We start from the raw sequence: 23,003 nt of genomic DNA, 5'->3' as shown, positions 1-23,003 counted from the left end.
GCCGGGCGAGAAGCTGCATCAGAACAACGCCTTGGCCAAAGGCGCAAGCGCCGGCCACGCAGCCATGCCCAGCGACAGCACCATGAGCGCGGCGAGCAGCACGCCCAGCAACGGCAGCACGGCCCGGAACACGGCACCCGCCGGAACCCGCATCACGCCGCTGACGACATAGACGAGGATGCCCAGCGGCGGCGTCAACCCATGGATCATCAGGTTGACGACGAGCACGACGCCGAACTGGATCGGATCGAGCCCCGCCGCCACCGCAGCCGGCAGCAGCAGCGGCGCCAGCAGCAGGATCGCCGCGCCGATGTCGAGAAAGAGCCCGGCGACCAGCAGCACCAGATTGGCGAGCAGCGCCACGGCGTAGGGGCCGGCTCCCAGCGCCGTGACGAGCCCGGCCATCTGTTCGGAAACGCGGTCGACCGCGAGCAGGAAGGCGAAAGGCGCCGAAGCACCGATCAGCAGGCCGATCGCGGCCGATTCCGACGCAGATTTGCGCAAGGCAGCGAAGACGTCGCGCATGTCGAGGCTTCGTAACGCAAGACCGGCGACGACGGCATAGGCGACGGCAAGTGCGGAGGCTTCCGTCACCGTGACCACGCCGAAGCGGATACCGACGACCACGACGATGCCGAGCCCGATGGCGGGAACGGCACCGATCAATGCCCTGCCCCGCTCGGACGCGCTCGCCCTGGGCGCGGCATCGACGACGCCTCTCACGCTGAAGTGGATACCGATGGCAAGCGCCAGCGTCAGCACACCGCCTGCCACGAAGCCGCCGACGAGGAGCGAGCCGACGGAGAGGTTCGTCGCGCTCGCCAGGATCAGGAAGGCGATGGAGGGAGGAATGATGTTGTCGAGCATCGAGACACTGGCGACGATCGCTGCCGCATTGGCCGGCGGATAGCCGCGCGCGACCAGCGTCGGCGCCATCACCTTCGCCCCGAAGGCGGCGTTGGCGATGGACGACCCCGAGGCACCCGAGAACAAAGCACTGGATACGAGCGCCGTCTGCGCCAACCCCGCGCGCCAGTGGCCGACGAGCGTCGCCGCGAACCGGATCAGCCGCTCGGCCAGCCCGCCTTCGGTCAGGATTTCGCCGGCCAGCAGAAAGAACGGGATGGCCAGCAGCAGGAACTTGCCGACACCGCCGACCATGGTCTGGACGATGGCCGGCTCCGGCATCAACCCGCCGAAAGGCGCCGTGATCGAGACGCCCGCCAGCAGCGCGAAAGGCAGAGGCGCGCCGAGCAGCAGCCCTGCTCCGGCAAACAGCGCCGCAGCGAGGCTCGGCATCAGGAACAGGTCGAATTGCAGCCGTGTCGCGGCATAGAGGCAAAGCCCCAGCACCACGGCGCTCAGCGCGTCGGCAAGGGCACGCTCGCGCCGGATATGCAGGAAGAGCAGCAGCGTCGTCAGGCCGCCGGCGCCGGCGAAGCCGGCGAAACGCAGCCATTCCGGCAGGCCAAGCACCGTCGAATGCCCCCCCACCAGCGCCGCGACATTCGCGCCACCCATGGCCAGGATGAAACTGCCCTGAAACGCGATCGCCTCGGCCAGCACCGCGACAACACGCCGGCCACGGGCCGGCAACAGTTTCACGATCACATCGAGCCGCATCGCCAGCGGGCCCGTCGCGGCCAGGGGGGCGCCAACAGCGATCAGCGCCAGGAACAACCAGGTCGCCAATTCGTCTGACCAAACGAAGCCGCCGCCGAAGACGTAGCGCCGCAGCACCGCGGCCATCACGACAAGGAAGAGCGCCGCCAGAATGAGCGCCCCGGCGATTTCGAGCGCAGCGCGCAGCCAGGCCTCGGCACGGGCGAGAACCCTTGTCTTCTCCGCCCGCTGCTGCATCCCGCCGCTCTGCCTCATCCTTGCATGACGCTGCCCCTCAGTGGCGAGCCGGCCGCGCATTCGTCAAGCCGCTCGGCACTTGCCGGGCTCCCTCCTCGCGCAGGACGGGATCGGGAAGCGGATGGCAGCCATTGCCGGGCGGCCCCCTCTCACGCTATCTGGCCTGTTCGATCGGGATTTGAATGACATGGCGTCCGAAACGACATTGCCTGCGGCCGGCTTCGGCGCCAGCCCTTCGGCCCCCTACGACCTCGCGATCATCGGCGGCGGCATCAACGGCTGCGGCATTGCCCGCGACGCGGCGGGGCGCGGCGCCTCCGTCGTGCTGTTCGAGAAGGACGACCTCGCCAGCGCCACCTCCTCGCGCTCGACCAAGCTGATCCATGGCGGCCTGCGTTACCTCGAATATTACGAATTCCGGCTGGTGCGCGAGGCGCTGATGGAGCGCGAACGGCTCTGGGCCATCGCGCCGCACATCATCCGGCCACTGCGCTTCGTGCTGCCGCATCACAAGGGCCTGCGCCCGGCCTGGCTGCTCCGGCTCGGCCTTTTCCTCTACGACCATATCGGCGGCCGCAAGCTGCTGCCGGCGACCCGCACGCTCGATCTCGCGCATGACGTCGTCGGCAAGCCGCTCAAGGACAACCAGGCCAAGGCCTTCGAATATTCTGACTGCTGGGTCGAGGATGCCCGTCTCGTCGTATTGAACGCCATGGACGCCGCCGTCCGTGGCGCCGCGATCCACACCCGCACGCGCGTCGTCGCGGCCATTCGTGAGAACGGGCTCTGGCACCTGACAGCCGAAGGCCCGCAGGGGCGCTACGAGGTCTGGGCAAAAGCGCTGGTCAATGCCGCCGGCCCCTGGGTCGGCGAGGTGCTGAACGGCGTCATCCACACCAATGCCAAGGCCGGCGTCCGCATGGTGCAGGGCAGCCATATCGTCGTGCCGAAGCTCTACGACCACGACCGCTGCTACATCTTCCAGAACGCCGATGGCCGCATCGTCTTCGCGATCCCCTACGAGCAGGATTTCACCCTGATCGGCACCACCGATCGCGACTATCACGGCGATCCCAGCAACGTCGCTGCCACGCCGGAGGAGATCGCCTATCTCTGCCGTGCGGCGAGCGAATATTTCAGCAAGCCCGTGACGCCCGAAGCCGTGGTCTGGACCTATTCCGGCGTGCGCCCGCTCTATGACGACGGCGCTTCCAAGGCGCAGGAAGCGACGCGCGACTATGTGCTGACGCTCGACGCGCCCGAAGGTTCGGCGCCATTGCTCTCCGTTTTCGGCGGCAAGATCACGACCTATCGCCGCCTCGCCGAATCGGCGCTGGCGAAGCTGGCTCCGCTCGCCCCCTGGGCCGCCCGCGCAGCCTGGACGATGACGGGTGCGCTGCCCGGCGGCGACTTCCCGGTGCGCGGCTTCGATGCTCTCGTGAACGAACTCGCCACGACCTATCCCTGGCTCGACCGGCGCATGGCCACACGGCTGGCGCGCAGCTACGGCATCCGCGCCCGCGACATCCTGGCCGGTGCGAAGAGCCTCACCGATCTCGGCCGTCATTTCGGCGCCGATCTCTACGAGCGCGAGGTCCGCTATCTGATGCAGGCGGAATGGGCCCGCCGTGCTGAGGACGTGCTCTGGCGGCGCAGCAAGCTCGGCCTGCGCCTCTCGCCGCAGGAGCGGGAAGCGCTCGACGGCTTCATGCAGGAGCAAGCCGCGATAGCGGCCTGAAGCTTTTTCATCGACCGTTCAAACGGTTGCACGCCGAAGCGGAATCACTTCGGCAGCTTACTCCCGGGGGCATGGGAGCCGACTCGGTCGCCACTCGCCATGCCGTAGGCAGCTCACGCCACCTGATAGGCGAAGGCGCCGTCGGCGACCGAGACCTTCGCCTCCGTCAGGGGCTTCTTCTCCAGTTGCAGGTTCAGGATCGCGCGGGACAGCGCCGGCAGCATCGAGTTGGTGATGATGTTGTCGATCATGCGCCCGCCCGAATCCGGGTCGTTGCATTGGCCGACGATGTGCTCGACCACCGCATCGTCGTAGGTGAAGCTCGCCTTGTGGTTCTCGGCGAGCCGCTTGCCGATGCGCCCGAGCTGGAGCCGGACGATGCCGGCCAGCATGTCCGACGACAGCGGATAGTAGGGAATGGTCACGAGCCGCCCTATCAGCGCGGGCGGGAAGACCTTGAGCAGCGCGGGCCGCAAGCTCACCGCCATCGCCTCGGGATCGGGCTTGGCCGCGCCGTTGGCGGACATGCTCATGATCTCGTCGGTGCCGACATTCGAGGTCAGGATGATCAGCGTGTTCTTGAAGTCGATGCGCCGGCCGGTGCCGTCCTCCATCTGGCCCTTGTCGAAGACCTGGAAGAACAGCTCGTGCACATCGGGATGCGCCTTCTCGACCTCGTCGAGCAGCACGACCGAATAGGGCTTGCGCCGCACCGCCTCCGTCAGCCGCCCGCCCTCCCCATAGCCGACATAGCCGGGAGGCGCGCCCTTCAGTGTCGAGACGGTATGCGCCTCCTGGAACTCGCTCATATTGATGGTGATGACGTTCTGCTCACCGCCATAGAGCGCTTCGGCCAAAGCCAAAGCCGTCTCGGTCTTGCCCACGCCGGAGGGGCCGCAGAGCATGAAGACGCCAATCGGCTTGTTGGGGTTGTCGAGCTTGGCGCGGTTGGTTTCGATGCGCTTGGCGATCATGCCGATGCCGTGCCCCTGCCCGACCACGCGCTTGTTCAGTGTTTCCGCGAGGTTGAGCACGGTCTCGATCTCGTCCTTGACCATCCGGCCGACCGGAATGCCGGTCCAGTCCGAGACGACGGAAGCGACCGACTGCTCGTCGACATGGGCGTAGATCATCCGGTTGGCTGGATCGATCTCGCCCAGAGCCGCGAATTTGGCATTCAGCGCCGTACGGGCTTCTTCCGGGTCGGCGCTGGACTCGGCGAGGGGAGCCTCCATGGCAGGCGCAGGCGTCTCCGCTGCCGCATCCTCGCCCGCCTCCTGCGGCACGGATTCGGCCTTGCCATCGGCTCCTGGCGCCTTCTCGCCCAGCTTGACCCGCAGCGCCTTGATCTCCTCGACGATGGCGAGCTCGCTCGCCCAGGCAGCTTCGAGCGCCGTCAATTTCTCCTGCTTCGCCGCGACCTCGGCCTCGATCTCGCCAAGACGCTTGGCGCTGTCGGTGCCGAGATCGGCATCAGACGTCAGCGCCGCCTTCTCCTGCTCCAGCGCGTTGATCGCCACGCGTGCGTCCTCGATCGCGGCCGGCGTCGCGCTCTGACTGATCGCGACGCGGGCGCAGGCCGTGTCGAGCAGGCTCACCGCCTTGTCAGGCAATTGCCGAGCCGGGATATAGCGGTGCGACAGCGTTACCGCGGCGACAATGGCCGCGTCCGAGATGCGCACCTTGTGGTGTTTTTCCATCGGACCGATCAGCCCGCGCAGCATGGTGCAGCAGCGCACGACATCCGGCTCGTCGACCTGCACCGGCTGGAAGCGCCGGGTCAGCGCGGGATCCTTCTCGAAGTACTGGCGATATTCCGACCAGGTCGTCGCCGCGATGGTCCTGAGCGTGCCACGCGCCAGCGCGGGCTTGAGCAGGTTCGCGGCATCGCCCGTGCCGGCCTGCCCGCCGGCGCCGATCAGCGTATGCGCCTCGTCGATGAACAGGATCACCGGCGTCGGCGAGGACTGCACCTCGTCGATCACCGAGCGCAGGCGCTGCTCGAACTCGCCCTTCATCGAGGCGCCGGCCTGCATCAGGCCGATGTCGAGCGCGCAGACCTTCACACCACGTAGCGGCGGCGGCACATCGCCCGAAGCAACGCGCTGGGCGAAGCCCTCCGCGATCGCAGTCTTGCCGACGCCGGCCTCGCCGGTGAGGATCGGGTTATTTTGCCGCCGGCGCATCAGCACGTCGATAACCTGGCGGATCTCGTCGTCGCGCCCGAGGATCGGGTCCATGCCGCCCTCGCGCGCCTTGGCGGTCAGGTCCTGCGAGAAGCGGTCGAGCGCGGTCGTGCCCTTCGGCCCTTCGGCCGCCTCCGCCCCTGGCGTTCCGGCGGCGCGCAAGCCAGAGCCGTCCATCGGCCGGAGGTTCTCCTCCTGCGAGCCTTCCCAGATCTTGCCATAGCCCGCCGCCAGCTCGTCGACCGGGATCTTGGCGAACTCCTTGGACAAGCCGGACAGCACCCGACGCAATTCGGTCGACTTCAGCGCCGCGACCAGGAGATGCCCGGTCCTGATCTGCGTCTCGCCGAAGAACAGCGTCGCATAATGCCAGCCGCGATCGAGGATATCGACGATGGCGTTGGCGATGCCGGGCATCTCCGTCTCGTTGCGGCGGAAGCCTTCGACGACACCTCCAAGATCCATCAGCAGCTTGGCGCGGTCGAGCTTGTAATGGTCCGCAGTCAGGGTCAGGTCGTTGGCGCTGCCCTGCAGGATCTGCAGCAGCCAGTGCGCCAGCTCGACATTGCGGTTGCCGGCACCCTTGGCCTGCCGAAGCGCCTGCAGGAAGGTGTCGTAGCCGATCCGGTTGAGCTTGCCTGTGACGGCTTCGAGGCTGATATCGGCCATGGTCGTCCCCTTCTGTGTCAGTCTCAGGCGGCGCGGCTGCGTTTCAGGCGCATGCGCTCGGCGGGATGGAAACGGGCGTCGCGGCGCAGGGCGCCTTCTTCGATGGTCCAGTTCGGCGCCATCCAGCTCGTCCAGCCGAGATGCCCCGACTGACCGAGCCTGACCGGCTTCACCTCGCCCACTGGCAGAGCGAGCTCGACATCCCACTCGAACTGCTCGCCGAGATGCAGGAAAACCGCATCAGCCAGCGGCGCGCAGCGGTCGCCTTCAGGCAGGAAGCGCTCGAACTGCTCCAGGTCGCGCGCGACGATCTTCACCCGGAACTTGTCCTCGACGCTGTAGACGCTGGCCCCGAGCAGCGCGTCGCCGCCCAGCGTGCAATGCGCCCCGCCCAGCCGCGTCCGGTCAGCCGGGTCGAAGCTGAGGCGCATGCCGACGAACTGCTCGATCTCGATATCGGCCTTGAACAGTCCGGCGAGGAAGCGTTGCAGCCGCGAGGCCGACTTCGCCTGCGCACCGATCAGGCCGGCATGGGCGAGCTTTTCGGGATCGGGCACGCTGTCGCGACCGAGATAGGGCTTCGAGCCCACGCCGATCATGCTGCCGATATAGGCGGCGAATCGGTCGAGATCGGGCCGGTCGTGCTGCGCGATCGGCCGCGAATCCGCCCAGGCGCGGTAGAACAGCTGCAGGAAACGGTGGTTGAAGATGTCGAGGAAACGCGGAAAGGCGTCGTCCCGCGCGATCTGCCAGTGATAGCTCTCCTCGGTCGTCGCCAGCGGCAGCGCACCCTGCGGGCCGAGCAGGCCGAGGAATTTGACGAACAGCCTGAGCCGTCCCTGTCCATCGCGGCCGGCCTCCGCGATGGTCGAGGCCGGGAAATCGAGGAAGGCCTGCTCGCCCAGCGCGACATATTCGTCCAGTCGTGAGACGGTGTCACCGATGCGGCCGCGTTCCGGGAAGCTGCGCTCCAACCGCCGCAACACGGCATAGAAGTCAAAGCGCCAGGGCTCGGCCTCGAGCTGCGCCTGATAGCTCGGCGCTTTCTCCAGCGGCATGTTGGCGTCGTCCGTCACAGGATTCGCCTCGAACCGGCGCGCGGCGGAAAGCGCATCACCTCGCCGCGCTCGACCGTGCGGATGACCGTCTGGGTGAAATGGTTCATCGCCGCATATTCCGCGAAGAAGCGGTCGAGCACCGCCCCGAGCAGGAAGACGCCCGAGCCCTCGAAGGCCTTCTCATCGAGCAGCACCGTGATCTCGAGCCCGCGCCCTGCCCCCGTCCCGGCCCGCTGCGGGAAGCGGCGGACCACCGGACGGCTGTCGACGTCCTTGATGCCGCGGATGCGCCGCTCGGTCGCGCTGTCGGCGAGATCGGCGAAAAGCGAGAGCAGTTCGCGCAGGGCCTCGCCATTCTGCCCCGCCCCGCGTTGGACGAGGCCGAGCTGGTTCAGGCTGAGCAGGTTGATCAATCGCCAGGTCACGACCCCGGTCGAGGCTGTCTCGGCCCGCAGGCGCAGCTGAGAGACGATCGGCTCGCGCGGCGGCGTCGGCCCGGCGAGGCAGGAGACATCGAGCGAGACGTTGTCGATCAGCCGGAAATCGGCACCGCCGATGCCGGTCGGCAGATGCTCGGTCAGATGCCGGTTGGAGCAGAGCGCCCGGACGCTGAGCTCCGCGACGGAGGCGCCGTCCTTCACCCCCGCCGGCTCGGCCAGCGAAATGAACATCTCCGTGCCGGTGTAATCGGAAGCCCGCCCCTGCCGCCGCTCCGCCGAGGAGCGCCGCCGCGGCAGGCGGCGTTGCGTGTAATGCAGCCCATGCAGGGGCGACGCACCTTCCGGCGAGGAATAGAGCGGGTTCACCGGCTGCTTCTCGCGCCCACCGGCATAATGGGCATGGACGGAGAGAATGCTGTGCGGTTCGTAATCGAGCGCCCGGCTCCTGTCCGGCACGACATGGAATTCGTGCTGGTTGCTCTTCACCGGGATGCGGTCGGCCGTCTTCTCGAACAGGTTGATCGCCGGCGCGGCATAGAGCGCGAACATCTCCTTGCGCACGGCACTGGAGAGCCTGCTGTTGACCTCGTCGAAGACGAAGATCAGCTCGACCGTCTTGGCCGTGAGCTTCGGCATGATGCCGGCCAGCCCGGTGAGCTTGAAGCCGAGGAACTTGCGCGGAAACCAGAAGAGCTCGCGCAGGAGCTCGAATCCGCGGAAGACACGGGTGTCGGCCGGCAGCAGCGCCTCGTCCTCGTCGAAGCCGATCTGCTCCAGCGCGCAGCCCTCGCCTCGTGTCACCACCGGATCGCCGAACTCGTCGAGATGCCGGAAATGAATCCCGACACAATTCGCGAAAAGCTGCTCGTAGAGAGCGACCGCATCGCCCTCCCCACCGAGCAGGTGGAAAGAGAGCTCCTTCGTCCGGCAGCCGGCAAACCAGCTCGCCGGGTTCTTCAGCGACTGCGCCGGCGTCGGCTCCTGTTCGGGATCGGACATCACCCGATGCGTCAGGGTCAGGCGCAAGCCCGCAAGCGCACGCGGGCCGGTCTGCAAGCCGAGCGCCTGCAGCGTTCCCGGCGTCGGGATGTATTCGGCTGCCGTGACCTCGAAAGGCCAGAGCGTGATGGCGCGGCCAAGACGGTAGCGGCAGGCAATGCGCCGCTCGCGTTCCAGATAGGTCGCGTCGAGATAGGCGCCGCGCGGAATACGCACCCCCTCGCGCAGGCCGGGGTCGGAGTAAGGCGGCATGACACCGGCGAGCAGCGCGGAAGGAGTCGGCGCCAGATAATTGGGCAGGAACTGTTCGAGCAGGTTGTTGGTGAATTCGGGAAATTCGTGCTTGAGCTTCAGCTGCACGCGCGCGGCCAGGAATGCCGCGCCTTCGAGAAGCCCGCCGACCATCGGGTCCATGCGCTCCCCGACCAGCCCACCGAGCCGTTCGGCGATGCCTGGGTACTCCTCGGCGAACTCCTTGCTGTGCTCCATGAACAGCCGAAGTTCCTGATTGTAGAGATCGAGAAACTCCTGGTTCATCGCATCAGCGCCCCTTGATGGCGATCTTGCCGGTATCGAGTTCGAGGTCGGCGACGAACTGGACCGGCACGTTCAGGGGATCGCAGTTGAGATCGGCACGGACGAGGAAGCGGACCTTCAGCTCCGCCCGGTCGAGTGTCTCGTCGCGCTCCACCGCGATCGACTTGCGGATCAGGCGCGGCTCGTAGCTCATCAGCACAGCAGCGAGGTCTTCGCGGATGACGTCGACGCGGTGCTCGTCGATCGACAGCCGGGTCATATCGGGAAAGCCGTGGTTCAGGATCGAGCGGCGAACATGTTCCAGCCCGGAGAGATCCTCGACCGAACCGAGGTTGATCGTGTTGACCAGCGCGTCGAGGTCGATCCCGATCTCGCGACGCAGCTTCGGCTCGGTGATCGCGGCCCGGGTCGCGGCTCGCCGTTGCGCGATGACGCGCTCGCCGCCCTCGTCCCTGAGGTCGAGCGCGACCTTCGCATCCTTCTCCAGATGCGCCTCGCGGAATGCGAACATCAGGGGCGGACGCAGCCGCTTCTTCGAAACGGGTTCAGCCATGGACTTCCGTTCGACGAACAAGACGATGCACCGGCTCCAGGATCACCGGAGCCGGTGCAAGTAGATCACTTCTCGTCACCAGCCTTGAGGTTCCAGGTCATCTCGATCGCGGAATCGAGAGTCTGATCATCCTTCTGGGGCTTGTACTCGAATTTGATCTTCGCGTAGTTCAGAGAGAAGGAGTCCATCGGTAGAATATCGCCGCCGGATCCGCCGCTCTGATAGCTCGAAATCAGAATATCTTCGAGAGTGACCGTATAGTATTCCTGCTGCTTACCGCCGGCCTTGCGCACATACAGGATCGCCTTGGAGATGTGCTTGCCGCTTGCCGACGCCTTGGCCAGGTTCGGCGAGGCCTTGTTGACCGTGGACGAGCAATGCAGGTCCTGGAAGCTGCCCTTGCCGGCGCCGCCGCCGGAGTTGGAGGCATAGGTGCCCGGGTTGGTCACACCCCAGCTGAAGGAATGCAGCTCGATCGTGTCCTTGTGGGCCTTGTCCTTGCTTTCGCCTTTGATGCCCTCGATCTGGAGCAGATAGTCTCTAGCCATAACAGCCTCCGAAATATGAATGATGGACATGCTCGCTCACGCGAGCGGGTTGCGGGCGCACTTCTCCTGTCGCACCGCCTCGACCGGCCGGCACGCCGAAGAATTCTCTTGTCACCGTCACCTGCGGGTCAGATGGCGGCTATTGCTTGGGAGCTGGCAGTCGCGAAACCAGGCTCAGGCCGATATCCATGCCCTCGAGCTGGAAGTGCGGCCGCAGATAGAACTTGGCCGAGTAGTAGCCAGGGTTCTCCTCGTCCTCGAAGACGTCGATGCGCGCGTCGGAAAGCGGGCGCCGAGCCTTCGTTTCTTCGCTGGAGTTGACCGGATCGCCGTCGACATACTCGGTGATCCATTCCTGCAGCCAGCGGCGCAACGGCTCCTTTTCCTTGTAGGAACCGATCTTGTCGCGAACCATGCACTTCAGGTAGTGCGCGAACCGCGAGACCGCGAACATGTAGGGCAGCCGCGACGACAGGTTGTCGGAAGCGGTCGCCGCCACGCCGTCCGGCCCCGAGAAGGCCTTGGGCTTGTAGAGCGACTGGGCGCCGATGAAGGCGGCCTTGTCGGTGTTCTTGCGATGGATCAGCGGGATCAGGCCGGATTTGGCCAGCTCCGCCTCGCGCCGGTCGCTGATCGCGATCTCGGTCGGGCATTTCAGGTCCACGCCGCCATCGTCGGTCGGGAAGGTGTGGGTCGGCAGATTCAGCACCTCGCCGCCCGACTGGACGCCGCGGATACGCGTGCACCAGCCATATTCCTTGAAGGCGCGGTTGATGTTGACCGCCATCGCATAGGCCGCGTTCATCCAGGCGTATTTATCGCCCTTGTGACCGTCGGTGTCCTCCTCGAAGGCGAACTCCTCGACCGGCTCCGACTTCGCACCATAGGGCACTCGGGCCAGCACGCGGGGCAGGCACAGGCCGACATAGCGGGAGTCGGCGGCGTCGCGCAGTCCCTTCCAGGCCGCATAGTCCGGCGTATCGAAGACCTTGCCGAGATCGCGTGGGTTCGAGAGCTCGGTCCAGGTGTCCATTCCCATCAGATTGGGATCGGCACCGGCGAAGAACGGGGCATGCGCGGCAGCGGCGACCTTCGACAGGTCACGCAGAAGCTGCACATCCGTCGCCGTATGGCTGAAGTGATAATCGCCGACCAGGCAGCCGAAAGGCTGGCCGCCGAGCTGGCCGAACTCCTGCTCATAGACCTGCTTGAACAGCGGGCTCTGGTCCCAGCGCGCGCCGGGATAGGTCTTCAGGTTGCGGTAGAGCTCGTTCTTCGAGACGTTCATCACCTTGATCTTCAACTGCGCGTCGGTCTCGGAGTTGAAGACGAGGTAGTTGAGGCCCCGCCAGGCGCTTTCTAGCTTCTGGTATTCCGGCGCGTGCAGCACCTCGTTGACCTGCTCGGTCAACTTGGCATCGAGCCGCGCAATCATCTCCTCGATCGTGTCGATGACGTCGCCCTTGATCAGGGTCGAGTCCGCCAGCGCCTGGTTGACCAGCGTCGCGACCGCGTTCTCGACTTCGGTCGCCGCGCGCTCGGTCTTGGGTTTGAAACTCTGCTTCAGGATGGACGAGAAATCGTCGATCTCGCGCGTCTCGACTGTCGCCCCGCCGGGCTGTTGGGTTTGTGCTTCCGCTGCCATTGCCGCCTCGCTCGCTTAGCCGCCTGCGGTCCCGCCGGGCGGGTCCGCGCCCTGCCTCAGTTCTGCGTTTCGCCTTCGGGCTTCTCGCCCTTGCCGAGCTTGTCCTTGAGCGCCGCCATCAATTGCGGATCCGCCAGCAGCGCCTTGATCTGGTCGCTCGCGGCCATCTTGCCGTCCATGTAGCGCAGCAGGTTGGCGAGCTGCTCCCGCGCCTCCAGCAGCTTGGCGGTTGCGGGGATCTGGCGGGCGATGGCAGCAGGGTTGAAGTCCTCGAACTTGCTGAACTTCAACGCGACGGAGAGCTTCTCGTTCTCGTCCTCGCCCAGCTTGTTGGGGACGTTGAAGGTCACCGCCGGCTCGATCGCGGCCATGCGCTGATCGAAATTGTCCATGTCGAAGTCGAGGAACTTGCGTTGCGAGATCTCCGGCTTCTCGACAGCCGAGGCATTGCCCGACAGGTCGGCCATCACGCCCATCACGAAGGGCAGCTCGATCTTCTGCTCGGCGTTGTAGGGATCCTCGTAGGTGATATGCACCCGCGGGGGCCTGTTGCGGCGAATGAATTTCTGCCCTGAATCTCCGGCCATGACGCATGCCCCCTCTGGAAATCGGACCACGCTGACGCTGCGTGATACTCTATAGAACTTCACGCTTCTTCGATATAGTCTCGTCTTCGTGACGAAAGGTTCAAATCAAAACTAAAAACCTGTCCTAGCTGTCGGTCTCCGGCAGCTGCGCAACCTCGGGCAGGATATTGCCGAGAAGCGACATGAAATCATGCTGCGCCAGGGCGCAGGCCTTGTCCATCAGGAGTGGCGTCGGATGCGAGGGCTCCACCTGCCGGTAGAAGGCCGCGATGGCCTTCATCGCGCTGACCGCCTCGGCCCGGCTGCCGATCACGACCGTCGCGACCTCCGCGGGGCGGGCTTCGATCTCGGTTTCGACGACCGGCTCCTCTTCAACTTCCTCTACGGCAGATTCAGCCTCGTCGTTGGCTTCGTCATCACCATAGCCGTCGTTTTCGTCACCGCCGTCCGAGGCGCTGTCATAGCTCTCCTCCTCGGCTGCGAAGCTGGAGTTGCCCGACGCCGGAAGCCGCTCGAGCGGCAGCTGGAACCGGCGCGACTCGCCGATCTCCAGCACCGCCTTGTCGACATGCTCCGGAAACATGATCTGGATGACCTCGATCAGCGACTTGCCGATGAGCTGCTGCGCCTGCCCGATCAGCAGGACAGCCGGGCTCGACGGCTCGGTTTTGCGAAAGTAGCCGAGGCAGCCGGCCAACGTATCCTTCACTTGGAGGATGCTCGAAAGGCTGCCCGGACCGAAGCTTACGGTGCTGGCTGCCGGATTCTGTGCATCGTTCGCCGTCGGCGCGGCCGCCGCGGCCTGATGGCCCGGCACACGCCGCGCGGCCGCAGTGTCGAGAAAGCCGGCGATCTGGTCCAGCAGCGCCGCGAGGCGCGGAAAGCCGAGCGGATGATCGACGCCCACCTTCTCGAGCCAGATCGTGCGCAGACGCGCGAGCGCGTCTCGCGCAGCGTTGATCTGGCCCAGGACGGCGGTGAGGTCGTCGACGTCGATCTCGCTCAGCGCCGCCTGGATCGTACTGGCGTCGGGATGCTGCTCGCCTTCGACCAGCTTCGTCTCGCCACTCGCGACGAGTTGGCTGCGAAAGATGAAGGGACCAATGCGCCGGCTCACGAACAGCGGCGCGTGCTGCAGCGGCAGCACCACCGTCGGCAGCTCATCCAGCCCCTGCAGCGCGACCTCCCGCATGATGAAGTCGCCATCCATGGCGCGCGGATGCACCGCATCCCAGTTCTCGCCGAGGATCTCCGCCATGGCTGAGAGACAGGCCGTAAAGCCCGCGACATCGCGGTTGAGGATCGAGAGCTTCGCGGCCAGCACGAACAGCCTCAGGTCCTGCGAGCGGGCCATCAGCTTGCCAAGATCGGCGAAGGCGGCCGGGAACTCGATGCTCGAGCGGTCGAAGGCGACCTGCTGGCCCTCATCGTCGCGCCGGAAATACGCAGTCGGCAGCGCGACCTCGATCCGCGCCGTGACGTTCATGAAATCGGTATCGTCCTCGAGGTCCGGCCCGCAGGGTCCGTCTTCGGCGATCGGCTTCGACAGTTCGGTGAAATTCAGCGCAGCCATGCGTCTCCCCGGAATGCCTCGTTCCGCTCGGCGGCGCGACGGCCGGTCGATGGACCGGGCCGCCGCAAGCGCCCTCCCCCTACGCTCAGTTGGTGCGCAGCCGCGTCTCGACGCGGCGGTTCTCGCCGGAGAGCGGATCGGCCACCAGCGGCTGCGTCTGTCCGAGCCCCTTGGCGACGAGGTTTTCAGTGTTGACGCCCTTCTCGCCGAGATAGCGGACGACAGCCTCCGCACGCCGCTCGGACAGGTTCATATTGTAGTTGGGCGTACCGGCGGCATCGGTATGCCCCTCGACCATGAAGGTCTTGCCGGTGAGCTCCGGCGTCTTCAGGGCCTTGGCGAACTCGTCGAGATTCACTCTCGCCTCGGGCTCCAGCACGTCGGAATTGTATTTGAACTTCACCACCAGATCGAAGGAACTCGGCGGCTTGGCCACCTCGACCGCATGGCCGGCCTTGGCGCATTCGGCTTCTGTGCCGATGCACAGCCCGCGCGTCACGCCGGCGGCGGGCTTCGGCCCGACATCGGGCTGGAAATGCTTGACGATGTCGTCGGCCTTGTAGGTCTGCGCCACGGCGCTTCCGGCCATGGTGAGAACCATCGGGCCCGTCAAAGCGACGAAAGCAATGAGTGCGGCTTGCCTGCGCATGGGAGCTCTCCCAATGAGTTGTGCCATTCGGCGAACGAAGACTTGAGGAGTCGACGATGACTCTGACGGTTAGTTGCGTCAAGCGTAATTTAGGTTCAATCGACGAGAGGTTTCGTTGATGCCCTCGAATCCAGCTCAAGAAAAAAGAATTGCGTCTTTTGTGACGCCAGCCGGCAAAGACGAATTTTCACTTATCCGATTTGATGCGGATGAGGCTTTGAGTGAATTATTTACTTATAACATCGAAGCGACCAGCAAGACTGAGAACGCCGACCTGCAAAGCATCATGAGCGAGAAGTGTTCGATCAAGTTCACGCTCAAGAACAAGAGCGAGCGTGTCCTCAACGGTACGCTGATCGATGCGCAATGGCTCGGTCAGCAGGATGATCTCTACATTTACCGCTTCACGCTCAGGCCCTGGCTCTGGCTGCTCTCGCAGCGCTCCGACTGCCGCATCTTCAAGAACAAGACGGCGCTCGACATCATCAAGGAGATCTTCAAGAAGGAGAGCTCCGCGAGTTTCGATGATCGTACCAGCGAGACGCTGCAGCCGATCGACTACTGCGTCCAGTATCGCGAGACCGATCTCGACTTCGTCCTGAGGCTGATGGAACAGTACGGGATCTACTACTATTTCAAGCACAGCGACGGCGACCACAAGCTGGTGCTCTGCGACTCCCGCTCGGGGCACGATCTGGTGACGCCGAGCGCCGAGCCGACCTTCGAGGGCGACAGCTCGATCTTTGCCTTCGTGCCGGGCGGCAACCGCTTCCCGCGCGCCGAGGTCGAGCACCTCACGCAATGGTCGACGATCCGGCGGCTGCGCACCGGCAAGGTCGAGTTGAAGGATTACGATTTCGAGAAATCGGAATCCGATCTCACCGCCAGGGCCGAAGAAGGTTTCGCGAAAGCCAAGTCCTACGAGGCCTATGACTACCCGGCGACCTACACCAAGCGCGACCAGGGCGAGCATTTCGCCCGCGTCAGGGCCCAGGCAGAGCAGGCGAAGGACGACCGTCGCTACGCCGGTGGCGAGGCGCCGAGCCTCTATCCGGGCGCGCTGATGAAGCTCGGTGATCATCCTGCGAGCGCCGAGAACACGGAATATCTGGTCGTCCGCGCGACGCATTCCCTCGGCAACCAGAGCTACCGCTCCGGCCATCAGGACGATGCCTTCTACAGCGGCTCCTTCGAAATGCAGAAGAGCGACCGGCGCTTCCGGGCGCCCCTGCACACCCCGCGCCCGAAGGTCTACGGCCCGCACACGGCCAAGGTCGTCGGCGAGAAGAACCAGGGCGAGGAAGGCGATATCGACGTCGACGAATACGGCCGGATCTGGCTGCGCTTCCATTGGGATCGCGAGGACGGCTCGACCTCCTGCCGCACCCGCGTCGCCCAGATGTGGGCCGGCAAGGGGTGGGGCGGCCAGGTCATCCCGCGCATCGGCCAGGAAGTGATCGTTGAGTACATCGAGGGCAATCCGGACCTTCCGCTCGTGGTCGGCGCCGTCGTCAACGATCAGCACAAGCCGCCCTACGATCTTCCGGCGAACAAGACGCAATCCGGCCTCAAGTCGGAATCGACCGACCATGCCGGCTTTCCCGACACCTATAACGAGATCAAGTTCGAGGACCTCAAGGACAGCGAAGTCCTTGAGATACGGGCTGAGAAGGACCACAAGGTCACGGTCAACAACATCGAGACCCGCGAGATCGGCGAACGCTTCCAAGGCAGCAATTATTCGCGCGAGACGACGCTGAAGCTCGGCAACGACAAGCTCGACATCCAGAACGGCAAGCTCGATGTCGAGGCGCTGACCGAGATCAACCTCAAGGTCGGCGAGAGTACGATCAAGATGACGCCCGGCAGCATCGAGATCAAATCGCCGACCATCACGATCCACAGCCAGGCCCTGACCGAGGTCAAGAGCGACGGCACGCTCGTCGTGAAGGCCCCGATGGTGACGATCAACTAGCCGGAGCCGCCATGTCACGCCTGCGCTTCAGCACTGCCCGCGAAGTGTTCGAGACCTATCCGGCCGCCCATCAGGCCGTCACTATGCCGCCGACGACGGAGCCGCCGCTCACCTTCCTGGCTCGGCTGCTCAAGGGGCCCGCGCCGATGGAGGCGGCCGGCTTCTGCGCCTTCCTGCTCCCGCGTCGCGAGACGGTGTGGTGGGCCTTGCAGGCGGTGCGGGCGATGCAGCCCCCCGGCACGCAGGACCCCGGCCTCGCAGCGGCCGAAGCCTGGGTGCGCGAGCCCGGCGACCGGACGCGCTTCGAAGCCCTCCGGCAGGCGCAGGCGGGCGACCGGTCCCGGCCGGGCACCTTCGTCGCCTGGGCCGCGGGCTATTCCGGCGGCAGCATGTCGGAAGGCCACGCGATCCCCACGCCGCCGGATCTGACTGCCAAGATGGCACGCATCGCCGTGCTCAATGCGATCAACCGCCTGCCGGCGCGCGACCGCGAAGGTGCATTGCGCGCCTGTGTCGAAGCGTGCATTCGTTTGGCTGAAGACGATGCCGGCAAGCGCTGACGTGCGGGTCGGAACGGGACGTCCGTGATGGCGCTGACACTGACGATCGAGAACGAGACTTCCCTACCCGATGGCGGGCCGCTCAGCGTGACGACGAGCGGCGGCCGCGGCCTCGACATCGGCCGCGACCAGCATCTCGACTGGGCGCTGCCCGACCCATCGCGCGCCGTCTCCGGCCGCCATTGCGAGGTCCGCTTCCGCGACGGCGCCTGGTGGCTGCGCGACATCTCGACCAATGGCACCTACGTCAATGGCGGCGAGCATCGCGTGCAGTCGCCCTATCGCCTCCAGCACGGCGATCGGCTGGAGATCGGCCATTACATCATCGCCGTGACCATCGACGAGGAGGCCGGGCAGGTTTCGCCGCAGGCTGCCCCGCCGGCTCCCTATGCCGCCAGTCCGGAATCGCTCTGGGCCCCGAGCGGGGACGCGGCGCCGCCGATCGCGCGCCGCGACCTGATGCCGCCCAGCCACGCCAAACCCGTGCACGCCAGCTTCATCGACTGGGCCGCGGATATCCCGACGCCGGCGGCCGAGCCCGCACCACCTGTCGCGCCGCCCCATGGGTGGCCAGCGCCGGCCCCTTCACCTCCGCAAGGCGACGATTTCGCCTGGGCACCATTGCAGCCGGCTTCAGCCCCGCAGCCCGAGCCGGTGGCGCCGATCCCCACCCCGCGCCGGCCGGTCGCGAACAGCCCGGCATCGACGAACCCTTGGGACGAGCCGGCAGCCGCCGAGCCGATGCCCGATCCGGCGCCGATCGAGCCTGTGCCGGCACCGACGCCAGCCCCCACTTTCGCGCCCGAGCCGATGCCGTCGAACGGCCCTGGCGCGATCTCGATGGGCGAGTTCATGCAGCGCTTCGCCAAGGGCGCCGGCGTCTCGCCGCAAGCCCTGTCGACGCAGGATCCGGGCGCTTTCGCCGAGCAACTCGGCGGATTGATGCGGCTGATCGCGGAGGAACTCAAGGCGTTGCTCGCCGCGCGCGCCGAAAGCAAGCGCATCGCTCGCAGCACCAACCAGACGATGATCCAGGCGCAGGACAACAACCCGCTAAAATTCTCGCCTACCGTGGACGACGCACTGCAATTGATCTTCGGCCAGCCTCGGAGCGGCTATCTCGACGCCAAGCGCGCTTTCGACGAGAGCTTCCGCGACCTCAAGGCGCATCAGATCAAGACCTATTCGGCCATGCAGCACGCGCTGCGCATGCTGGTCGAGGACCTCGACCCGCAGGCCATCGCGGAATCGACCGCGCCGGATGGCGGCATCGGCGGGTTGATCGGCTCCCGCAAGGCGAAGATGTGGGACGCCTATGTCGCGCGCTGGGAGGCGAAGACCGCCCCTTACGAGGACGGGCTGGTCGACGCCTTCATGATTTATTTCGCCGAGTGTTACGATCGCGGCGGCAAGTAGCCGCCGCCGGGATGATGGCGATTACCGCTTCGCCGCCACTGCCGTGATCTCGATGCCGTAACCCGGCGAGGCCAGCTTCGCCTCGACGGTGGCGCGGGCGGGCGCATGGCCCTTCGCCACCCACTTGTCCCAGACAGCATTCATCTCGCCGATCTTGCCGATATCGGCCAGGAAGATCTGGACGCTGAGGATACGATCCTTGCCGCTGCCGGCATCGGCAAGCGTTTCTTCGAGCAGCGCCAGCACCTCTTCGGTCTGTTCGGTCAGCGAGCGCCCTTCCGTCTTCTCCGGCACATGCCCGGCGAGGAAGACGATGCCGTTGAAGATGGCTGCGTCGCACCAGCGGGCGGTCAGCCCGATGCGTTCGATGGTCATGGCGAATCCTTCAGGGTTCGATGGAGGCTGTTCCGCTTGGGGCCCGCCTCGACGTCGGTCAAGCCGGCGTCGCCGCAGCCGCTCGCGCCCAATGCGAGCCCTCCGGCCAGGAAAAAGGATTCAGCGTTAACGATTTATGCGAGGTTCTTGAATCGATTCCGCATCACCCGCCGATGATCACCGTCGGCAGGCCCATGACGATCTTGTTGGGTGGTCCCAACGCTTCAAGGATGGTGTCGCCGAGGCGGCAGGCCGGCAGGTTGTTGATCAGCACCGTCTGCGATCCGTCGATGACGACGCCCGGACCGTGAGGTTGTGGCGGCATCAGGGTCAGGCAGTTGTGGATGTCGGCACCGCCGGCGCCGCCGGTGATGGTCGAGCTCATCGCTGAAAGCGCAGCGGTCTTGGCCGCTTCCTCGGCGGCCTTGGCCGCAGGCGCGCCCGGAGTGCCCGCTGCAGCCAGCGTCGCCGCGGCCGCAGCCTGCAGAGTGGCGTCCGAGGCCGCCTTGGCCGACTGCATCGCGGCGGCCGCAGCAGCCGGCACTCCGCGCCAGGCCGGCAAGCTGCCGATCAGCACGTTCGGGCTGCCGGGTCCGGGCTGCAGGATGCCCGGCAGCGGATGGATGACCGGATCGGTGACGCGTGCGGCAGGACCTTTCGGCATGGTCGCCTCCCGTGCTCGAACGGACTCGTTCCCTTCACGACTGCAGCGAAACTCTGCCTGCCGCATCCTTCAAGTCAATGACGGCGCCGCGCGCGCGGTAGATGTAGTATTTCGGCTGGTGACGCTGGGGCACGGCCCGGATACACTCACCATGCCTGCCTTCGAGTGAGCGAGACCGGAATGTCGTGGTACAGCAAGGTCGTCTGGTCGGAAGGGCTGTTCCTCAGGCCGCATCATTTCCAACAGAACGACCGCTATCTCGAGAATCTGCTCGAAAGCCGCGTCAGGAACGTCACGCCCTATCCATGGGGCTTCTCGGTGCTGGAGATCGACCGCGACCTCGCCCAGCAGAGCCGCATCGGCCTGCGCCGCGCCGTCGGCGTGATGCCGGACGGCACCCCCTTCGCGCTGCCTGACAACAGTCCCCTGCCCGCCGCGATCGAGGTGCCGGAGAACGCCGCCGGGCAGATCGTCTGGCTGTCGCTGCCGCTCGCAGCCGCCAATACCCGCGAGGTCGAGGACACGCTGAACGGCTCCGCCAGCCGCTACGTCCCCGCCAACGAGATGCTGATCGATTCGACCGCCTCGCTGCGCACCGAGGAGGAGATCGACGTCGCCCATCCGCGCCTGGCGCTGGAACTGCGCAAGAGCGCCAAGGCCGGCTATGTCGGGCTGGCGCTGGGTCGCATCCTGGAAGTGCGCGACCGCGCCGTGCTCTTCGACGAGAAATTCGCGCCGCCGGTGCTGATCTGCTCGGCCTATCCCGTGATCGAGGGCTGGCTCGACCGCGTCATCGGCTGGATCGACAACAAGCTGGAGGAACTCGCCCGCTACGCCGCCGATCCGACCGCCGGCGGCGGCCTGCAGAGCGCCGACTATTTCGTGCTCCAGCTTCTCAATCGCAATATCCCGGTGCTGAAGCATATGCGACGCTCGCGCTTCATCCACCCCGAGCGTCTCTTCACCACCTTTGTCGCTCTCGCGGGCGAACTCGCCACCTTCACCACGGCCGAACGCCGTGCCCGCGATTATCCGGCCTATGATCACGACGATCTGGAGAACTGCTTCGCTCCCGTTGTGCGTGACATCCAGGACTTCCTCTCGGCCAATCTCGGCCGCCGCGCCATCCGGCTGGAGATCGTCGAGCGGGCGCCCAACGCCTTCATGTCGACGATCCGCGACCGCAGCCTCGTGCGCAATGCGACGCTGGTGCTGGAAGTGGCGGCACGCCGGCCGCTGACCGAGATCCAGGCGCAGTTCCCGCAGCTCTTCAAGGTCGGCCCCAATACCAAGATGAACGAGATCGTCCATGCCCATCTGCCGGGCATCAACCTCGTCCATCTGCCGACGCCACCGCCGCAGATCCGCGCGCTGACGGATCATGTATACTTCTACCTCGACCGCACCTCGCCGCTTTGGCCGGAATTCAGCACGGCGAGCTCAATCGGCATGCATTTTTCCGGTGACTGGCCCGATCTTGAGCTCGAGCTCTGGGCCGTTCTGGAGGGCCGGCGATGAGCGACCCGGGTTCGCCCTCAGATCCGTTCGGCCGTTCCGAGCGGACGATCATCAGGCCGAACCCCGGCGGGCGCCGCGCGCCCCTGCCGCCCGCCCCCGCAGCGCCTGCGCCAGCCGCACCGCAGGCCCCGCAGCCCTATCAGCCGCCGCAAGTGCCCTCGCCCGGCGTGCCCGGCACCGGCGACGAATGGATGTCGCAGCCGGCGCCGATCCCGCAGCAGCGGCAGGCTCCGCCGCCTCCGGCCGATGGCGGCCAATCCCTACCCCGCCGCGACCAGCTCCTGACGCCGAACGCCAACCCGCTGCTGCGCGCTGCAGGCCCGCTCCTGCTGCTGCTCGGACGGATGCGCGCCAACCTCTCCAACGCGCCCTTCTCCCAGCTCCTCGGCCAGGTTGGCGATTCGATCGAGGCTTTCGAGCATGAGGTGCGCGCCGCCGGCGTCTCGGCCGAGACGGCCCGCACTGCCAAATATGTCATCGCCGCCACCGCCGACGACATCGTCCAGAACATCCCCGGCGACGACCGCCATGTCTGGACGCAGTACAGCATGCTCTCGCGCTTCTTCGGCGAGCGCATCGGAGGCGTGCGCTTCTTCGAGATGCTCGACAAGGCGAAGGCTGACCCAAGCGTCAATTACGACTTGCTGGAACTGATGCATGCCTGCCTGGCGCTGGGCTTCCAGGGCATCCACCGCACCTCCGCGGGGGGCGCCAACAACCTGCAGATGATCCAGCGCAACCTCTTCGAGACTTTGCGTCGGGTGAAGCAGCCCGATCCCGAGCTCTCGCCGCGCTGGCGCGGACAGGCGATCGCGGCGGCCGTCGCGGGCTTCAGGATTCCGGTCTGGTCGGTAGCGGCGATCGCGGCCGTTGCCCTGCTCGGCGTCTATTTCGTCTTCCGTGCGCTGCTTTCGGGCAATGCCGAAGCCGCCTCGACGGCCCTGCTCTCCGTCCACCCCAAGGGCGAGATCGGCATCATGCGCAAGGTCTTCTCGGCCCCGCCGCCACCGCCGCCGCCTCCCGCGCAACCGCCCAAGGTCTGCGCCGCGGTGCAGCCGCCGATCACCTGTCAGATCACGCCGAACGTCATTATCGTGCGCCTCGCCGGCATCGCCCTGTTCGAGCCGGGCCAGGCTGCCGTGCGTGCCGAGTTCCAGCCGCTGATCGAGCGCATCGCGACGGTGCTGGAACAGGAAGGCGGGGCCGTCAAGGTCGTCGGTCACACGGACAACGTGCCGATCCGCACCGCCCGTTTCCCCTCCAATGTCGAGCTCTCGCAGGCGCGCGCCAAGGCGGTCGGCGACGTGCTGAAGACCAAGCTCAGCAAGCCCGACCGCATCAGTTTCGAGGGCAAGGGCGCCGACACGCCGATTGCGCCGAACAACACGCCTGCCGGCCGCGCCCAGAACCGGCGCGTCGAAATTCTGATCCAGCGTCAGGGCTGAGGAGGCGC

18 protein-coding genes are annotated in these 23,003 nt (G+C 66.0%); 6 read left to right on the top strand and 12 right to left on the bottom strand.

The features are described 5' to 3' along the window. Window positions 1-18 precede the first annotated feature (18 nt). Complete coding sequence (locus tag CE453_RS13290; protein WP_248308059.1) at window positions 19-1,860, bottom strand: TRAP transporter large permease; 1,842 nt, start codon at window positions 1,858-1,860, stop codon at window positions 19-21. Window positions 1,861-2,047: 187 nt separating this feature from the next. Here CE453_RS13290 and glpD point away from each other — a divergent pair, with 187 nt between their 5' ends. Beyond that, window positions 2,048-3,598, top strand: coding sequence for a glycerol-3-phosphate dehydrogenase (gene glpD, locus CE453_RS13285; RefSeq protein WP_089175024.1), 1,551 nt, complete (start codon window positions 2,048-2,050; stop codon window positions 3,596-3,598). A gap of 113 nt (window positions 3,599-3,711) precedes the next feature. Here the strand turns inward: glpD and tssH are convergent, their stop codons facing one another. From tssH to CE453_RS13240, 9 genes are all read right to left on the bottom strand, one after another. Further along, the gene (gene tssH / locus CE453_RS13280; RefSeq protein WP_089175023.1) at window positions 3,712-6,453 is read right to left on the bottom strand and encodes a type VI secretion system ATPase TssH; all 2,742 of its coding nucleotides are present in this window, start codon (window positions 6,451-6,453) and stop codon (window positions 3,712-3,714) included. A 23-nt stretch (window positions 6,454-6,476) separates the two neighbouring features. Further along, window positions 6,477-7,529: a type VI secretion system baseplate subunit TssG gene (gene tssG, locus CE453_RS13275; protein WP_472840988.1), complete on the bottom strand. Its 1,053-nt coding sequence runs from the start codon at window positions 7,527-7,529 to the stop codon at window positions 6,477-6,479. After that, window positions 7,526-9,487, bottom strand: a complete 1,962-nt coding sequence (gene tssF, locus CE453_RS13270) for a type VI secretion system baseplate subunit TssF (RefSeq protein WP_089175022.1) — start codon at window positions 9,485-9,487, stop codon at window positions 7,526-7,528. Before tssF ends, tssG begins: the two co-directional genes overlap by 4 nt. Window positions 9,488-9,491: 4 nt before the next feature. Beyond that, the gene (locus CE453_RS13265; RefSeq protein WP_248308058.1) at window positions 9,492-10,040 is read right to left on the bottom strand and encodes a GPW/gp25 family protein; all 549 of its coding nucleotides are present in this window, start codon (window positions 10,038-10,040) and stop codon (window positions 9,492-9,494) included. Between the two features lie 65 nt (window positions 10,041-10,105). Beyond that, on the bottom strand, window positions 10,106-10,588 hold the full coding sequence (locus CE453_RS13260; RefSeq protein ID WP_089175021.1) for an Hcp family type VI secretion system effector: 483 nt from the start codon (window positions 10,586-10,588) through the stop codon (window positions 10,106-10,108). Window positions 10,589-10,727: 139 nt separating this feature from the next. Further along, a complete protein-coding gene (tssC, locus tag CE453_RS13255; RefSeq protein ID WP_089175020.1) occupies window positions 10,728-12,233 on the bottom strand; it encodes a type VI secretion system contractile sheath large subunit in 1,506 nt (501 codons plus the stop codon). Window positions 12,234-12,289: 56 nt separating this feature from the next. Continuing rightward, a complete protein-coding gene (tssB, locus tag CE453_RS13250; RefSeq protein ID WP_089175019.1) occupies window positions 12,290-12,820 on the bottom strand; it encodes a type VI secretion system contractile sheath small subunit in 531 nt (176 codons plus the stop codon). A 124-nt stretch (window positions 12,821-12,944) separates the two neighbouring features. After that, the gene (locus tag CE453_RS13245; RefSeq protein WP_089175018.1) at window positions 12,945-14,393 is read right to left on the bottom strand and encodes a type VI secretion system protein TssA; all 1,449 of its coding nucleotides are present in this window, start codon (window positions 14,391-14,393) and stop codon (window positions 12,945-12,947) included. 85 nt (window positions 14,394-14,478) lie between these two features. Continuing rightward, the gene (locus tag CE453_RS13240; RefSeq protein ID WP_089175017.1) at window positions 14,479-15,042 is read right to left on the bottom strand and encodes an OmpA family protein; all 564 of its coding nucleotides are present in this window, start codon (window positions 15,040-15,042) and stop codon (window positions 14,479-14,481) included. Window positions 15,043-15,160: 118 nt separating this feature from the next. Between CE453_RS13240 and CE453_RS13235 the strand changes: the two genes are divergently transcribed. Genes CE453_RS13235 through tagH form a run of 3 tightly spaced genes read left to right on the top strand, consistent with a single transcriptional unit; the run spans window position 15,161 to window position 18,993 of the window. Beyond that, window positions 15,161-17,017: a type VI secretion system Vgr family protein gene (locus CE453_RS13235; RefSeq protein WP_089175016.1), complete on the top strand. Its 1,857-nt coding sequence runs from the start codon at window positions 15,161-15,163 to the stop codon at window positions 17,015-17,017. Between the two features lie 11 nt (window positions 17,018-17,028). Then, entirely contained in the window at window positions 17,029-17,577 is a 549-nt protein-coding gene (locus tag CE453_RS13230; RefSeq protein ID WP_089175015.1) for a DUF6931 family protein, read from the top strand. 27 nt (window positions 17,578-17,604) lie between these two features. Then, a complete protein-coding gene (gene tagH / locus CE453_RS13225) occupies window positions 17,605-18,993 on the top strand; it encodes a type VI secretion system-associated FHA domain protein TagH (RefSeq protein WP_089175014.1) in 1,389 nt (462 codons plus the stop codon). A gap of 21 nt (window positions 18,994-19,014) precedes the next feature. On the opposite strand, the gene CE453_RS13220 is transcribed toward tagH, so the two are convergent. Together CE453_RS13220 and CE453_RS13215 are read right to left on the bottom strand one after the other, a co-directional pair. Next, window positions 19,015-19,368: a RidA family protein gene (locus CE453_RS13220; RefSeq protein WP_089175013.1), complete on the bottom strand. Its 354-nt coding sequence runs from the start codon at window positions 19,366-19,368 to the stop codon at window positions 19,015-19,017. A 163-nt stretch (window positions 19,369-19,531) separates the two neighbouring features. Further along, window positions 19,532-20,032, bottom strand: a complete 501-nt coding sequence (locus CE453_RS13215) for a PAAR domain-containing protein (RefSeq protein WP_089175012.1) — start codon at window positions 20,030-20,032, stop codon at window positions 19,532-19,534. Between the two features lie 180 nt (window positions 20,033-20,212). Here CE453_RS13215 and tssK point away from each other — a divergent pair, with 180 nt between their 5' ends. Beyond that, a complete protein-coding gene (gene tssK, locus CE453_RS13210; RefSeq protein ID WP_089175011.1) occupies window positions 20,213-21,550 on the top strand; it encodes a type VI secretion system baseplate subunit TssK in 1,338 nt (445 codons plus the stop codon). Further along, window positions 21,547-22,995: a type VI secretion system protein TssL, long form gene (gene tssL / locus CE453_RS13205; RefSeq protein WP_089175010.1), complete on the top strand. Its 1,449-nt coding sequence runs from the start codon at window positions 21,547-21,549 to the stop codon at window positions 22,993-22,995. Before tssK ends, tssL begins: the two co-directional genes overlap by 4 nt. The last annotated feature ends 8 nt before the right edge of the window (window positions 22,996-23,003 follow it).

The sequence above is a fragment of the Bosea sp. AS-1 genome (assembly GCF_002220095.1).
GTDB lineage: Bacteria > Pseudomonadota > Alphaproteobacteria > Rhizobiales > Beijerinckiaceae > Allobosea.
This window is presented reverse-complemented; position numbering and strand designations above follow the sequence as displayed.

What these genes read in the sequence shown, in the direction of transcription:
- tssB (WP_089175019.1), bottom strand. Translation starts at nt 12,820, where the DNA reads ATGGCCGGAGATTCAGGGCAGAAATTCATTCGCCGCAACAGGCCCCCG.
- tssF (WP_089175022.1), bottom strand. Translation starts at nt 9,487, where the DNA reads ATGAACCAGGAGTTTCTCGATCTCTACAATCAGGAACTTCGGCTGTTC.
- tssK (WP_089175011.1), top strand. Translation starts at nt 20,213, where the DNA reads ATGTCGTGGTACAGCAAGGTCGTCTGGTCGGAAGGGCTGTTCCTCAGG.
- tssC (WP_089175020.1), bottom strand. Translation starts at nt 12,233, where the DNA reads ATGGCAGCGGAAGCACAAACCCAACAGCCCGGCGGGGCGACAGTCGAG.
- CE453_RS13290 (WP_248308059.1), bottom strand. Translation starts at nt 1,860, where the DNA reads ATGCAGCAGCGGGCGGAGAAGACAAGGGTTCTCGCCCGTGCCGAGGCC.
- tagH (WP_089175014.1), top strand. Translation starts at nt 17,605, where the DNA reads ATGGCGCTGACACTGACGATCGAGAACGAGACTTCCCTACCCGATGGC.
- CE453_RS13265 (WP_248308058.1), bottom strand. Translation starts at nt 10,040, where the DNA reads ATGGCTGAACCCGTTTCGAAGAAGCGGCTGCGTCCGCCCCTGATGTTC.
- CE453_RS13220 (WP_089175013.1), bottom strand. Translation starts at nt 19,368, where the DNA reads ATGACCATCGAACGCATCGGGCTGACCGCCCGCTGGTGCGACGCAGCC.
- glpD (WP_089175024.1), top strand. Translation starts at nt 2,048, where the DNA reads ATGGCGTCCGAAACGACATTGCCTGCGGCCGGCTTCGGCGCCAGCCCT.
- CE453_RS13215 (WP_089175012.1), bottom strand. Translation starts at nt 20,032, where the DNA reads ATGCCGAAAGGTCCTGCCGCACGCGTCACCGATCCGGTCATCCATCCG.
- CE453_RS13230 (WP_089175015.1), top strand. Translation starts at nt 17,029, where the DNA reads ATGTCACGCCTGCGCTTCAGCACTGCCCGCGAAGTGTTCGAGACCTAT.
- CE453_RS13240 (WP_089175017.1), bottom strand. Translation starts at nt 15,042, where the DNA reads ATGCGCAGGCAAGCCGCACTCATTGCTTTCGTCGCTTTGACGGGCCCG.
- CE453_RS13260 (WP_089175021.1), bottom strand. Translation starts at nt 10,588, where the DNA reads ATGGCTAGAGACTATCTGCTCCAGATCGAGGGCATCAAAGGCGAAAGC.
- CE453_RS13245 (WP_089175018.1), bottom strand. Translation starts at nt 14,393, where the DNA reads ATGGCTGCGCTGAATTTCACCGAACTGTCGAAGCCGATCGCCGAAGAC.
- CE453_RS13235 (WP_089175016.1), top strand. Translation starts at nt 15,161, where the DNA reads ATGCCCTCGAATCCAGCTCAAGAAAAAAGAATTGCGTCTTTTGTGACG.
- tssH (WP_089175023.1), bottom strand. Translation starts at nt 6,453, where the DNA reads ATGGCCGATATCAGCCTCGAAGCCGTCACAGGCAAGCTCAACCGGATC.
- tssL (WP_089175010.1), top strand. Translation starts at nt 21,547, where the DNA reads ATGAGCGACCCGGGTTCGCCCTCAGATCCGTTCGGCCGTTCCGAGCGG.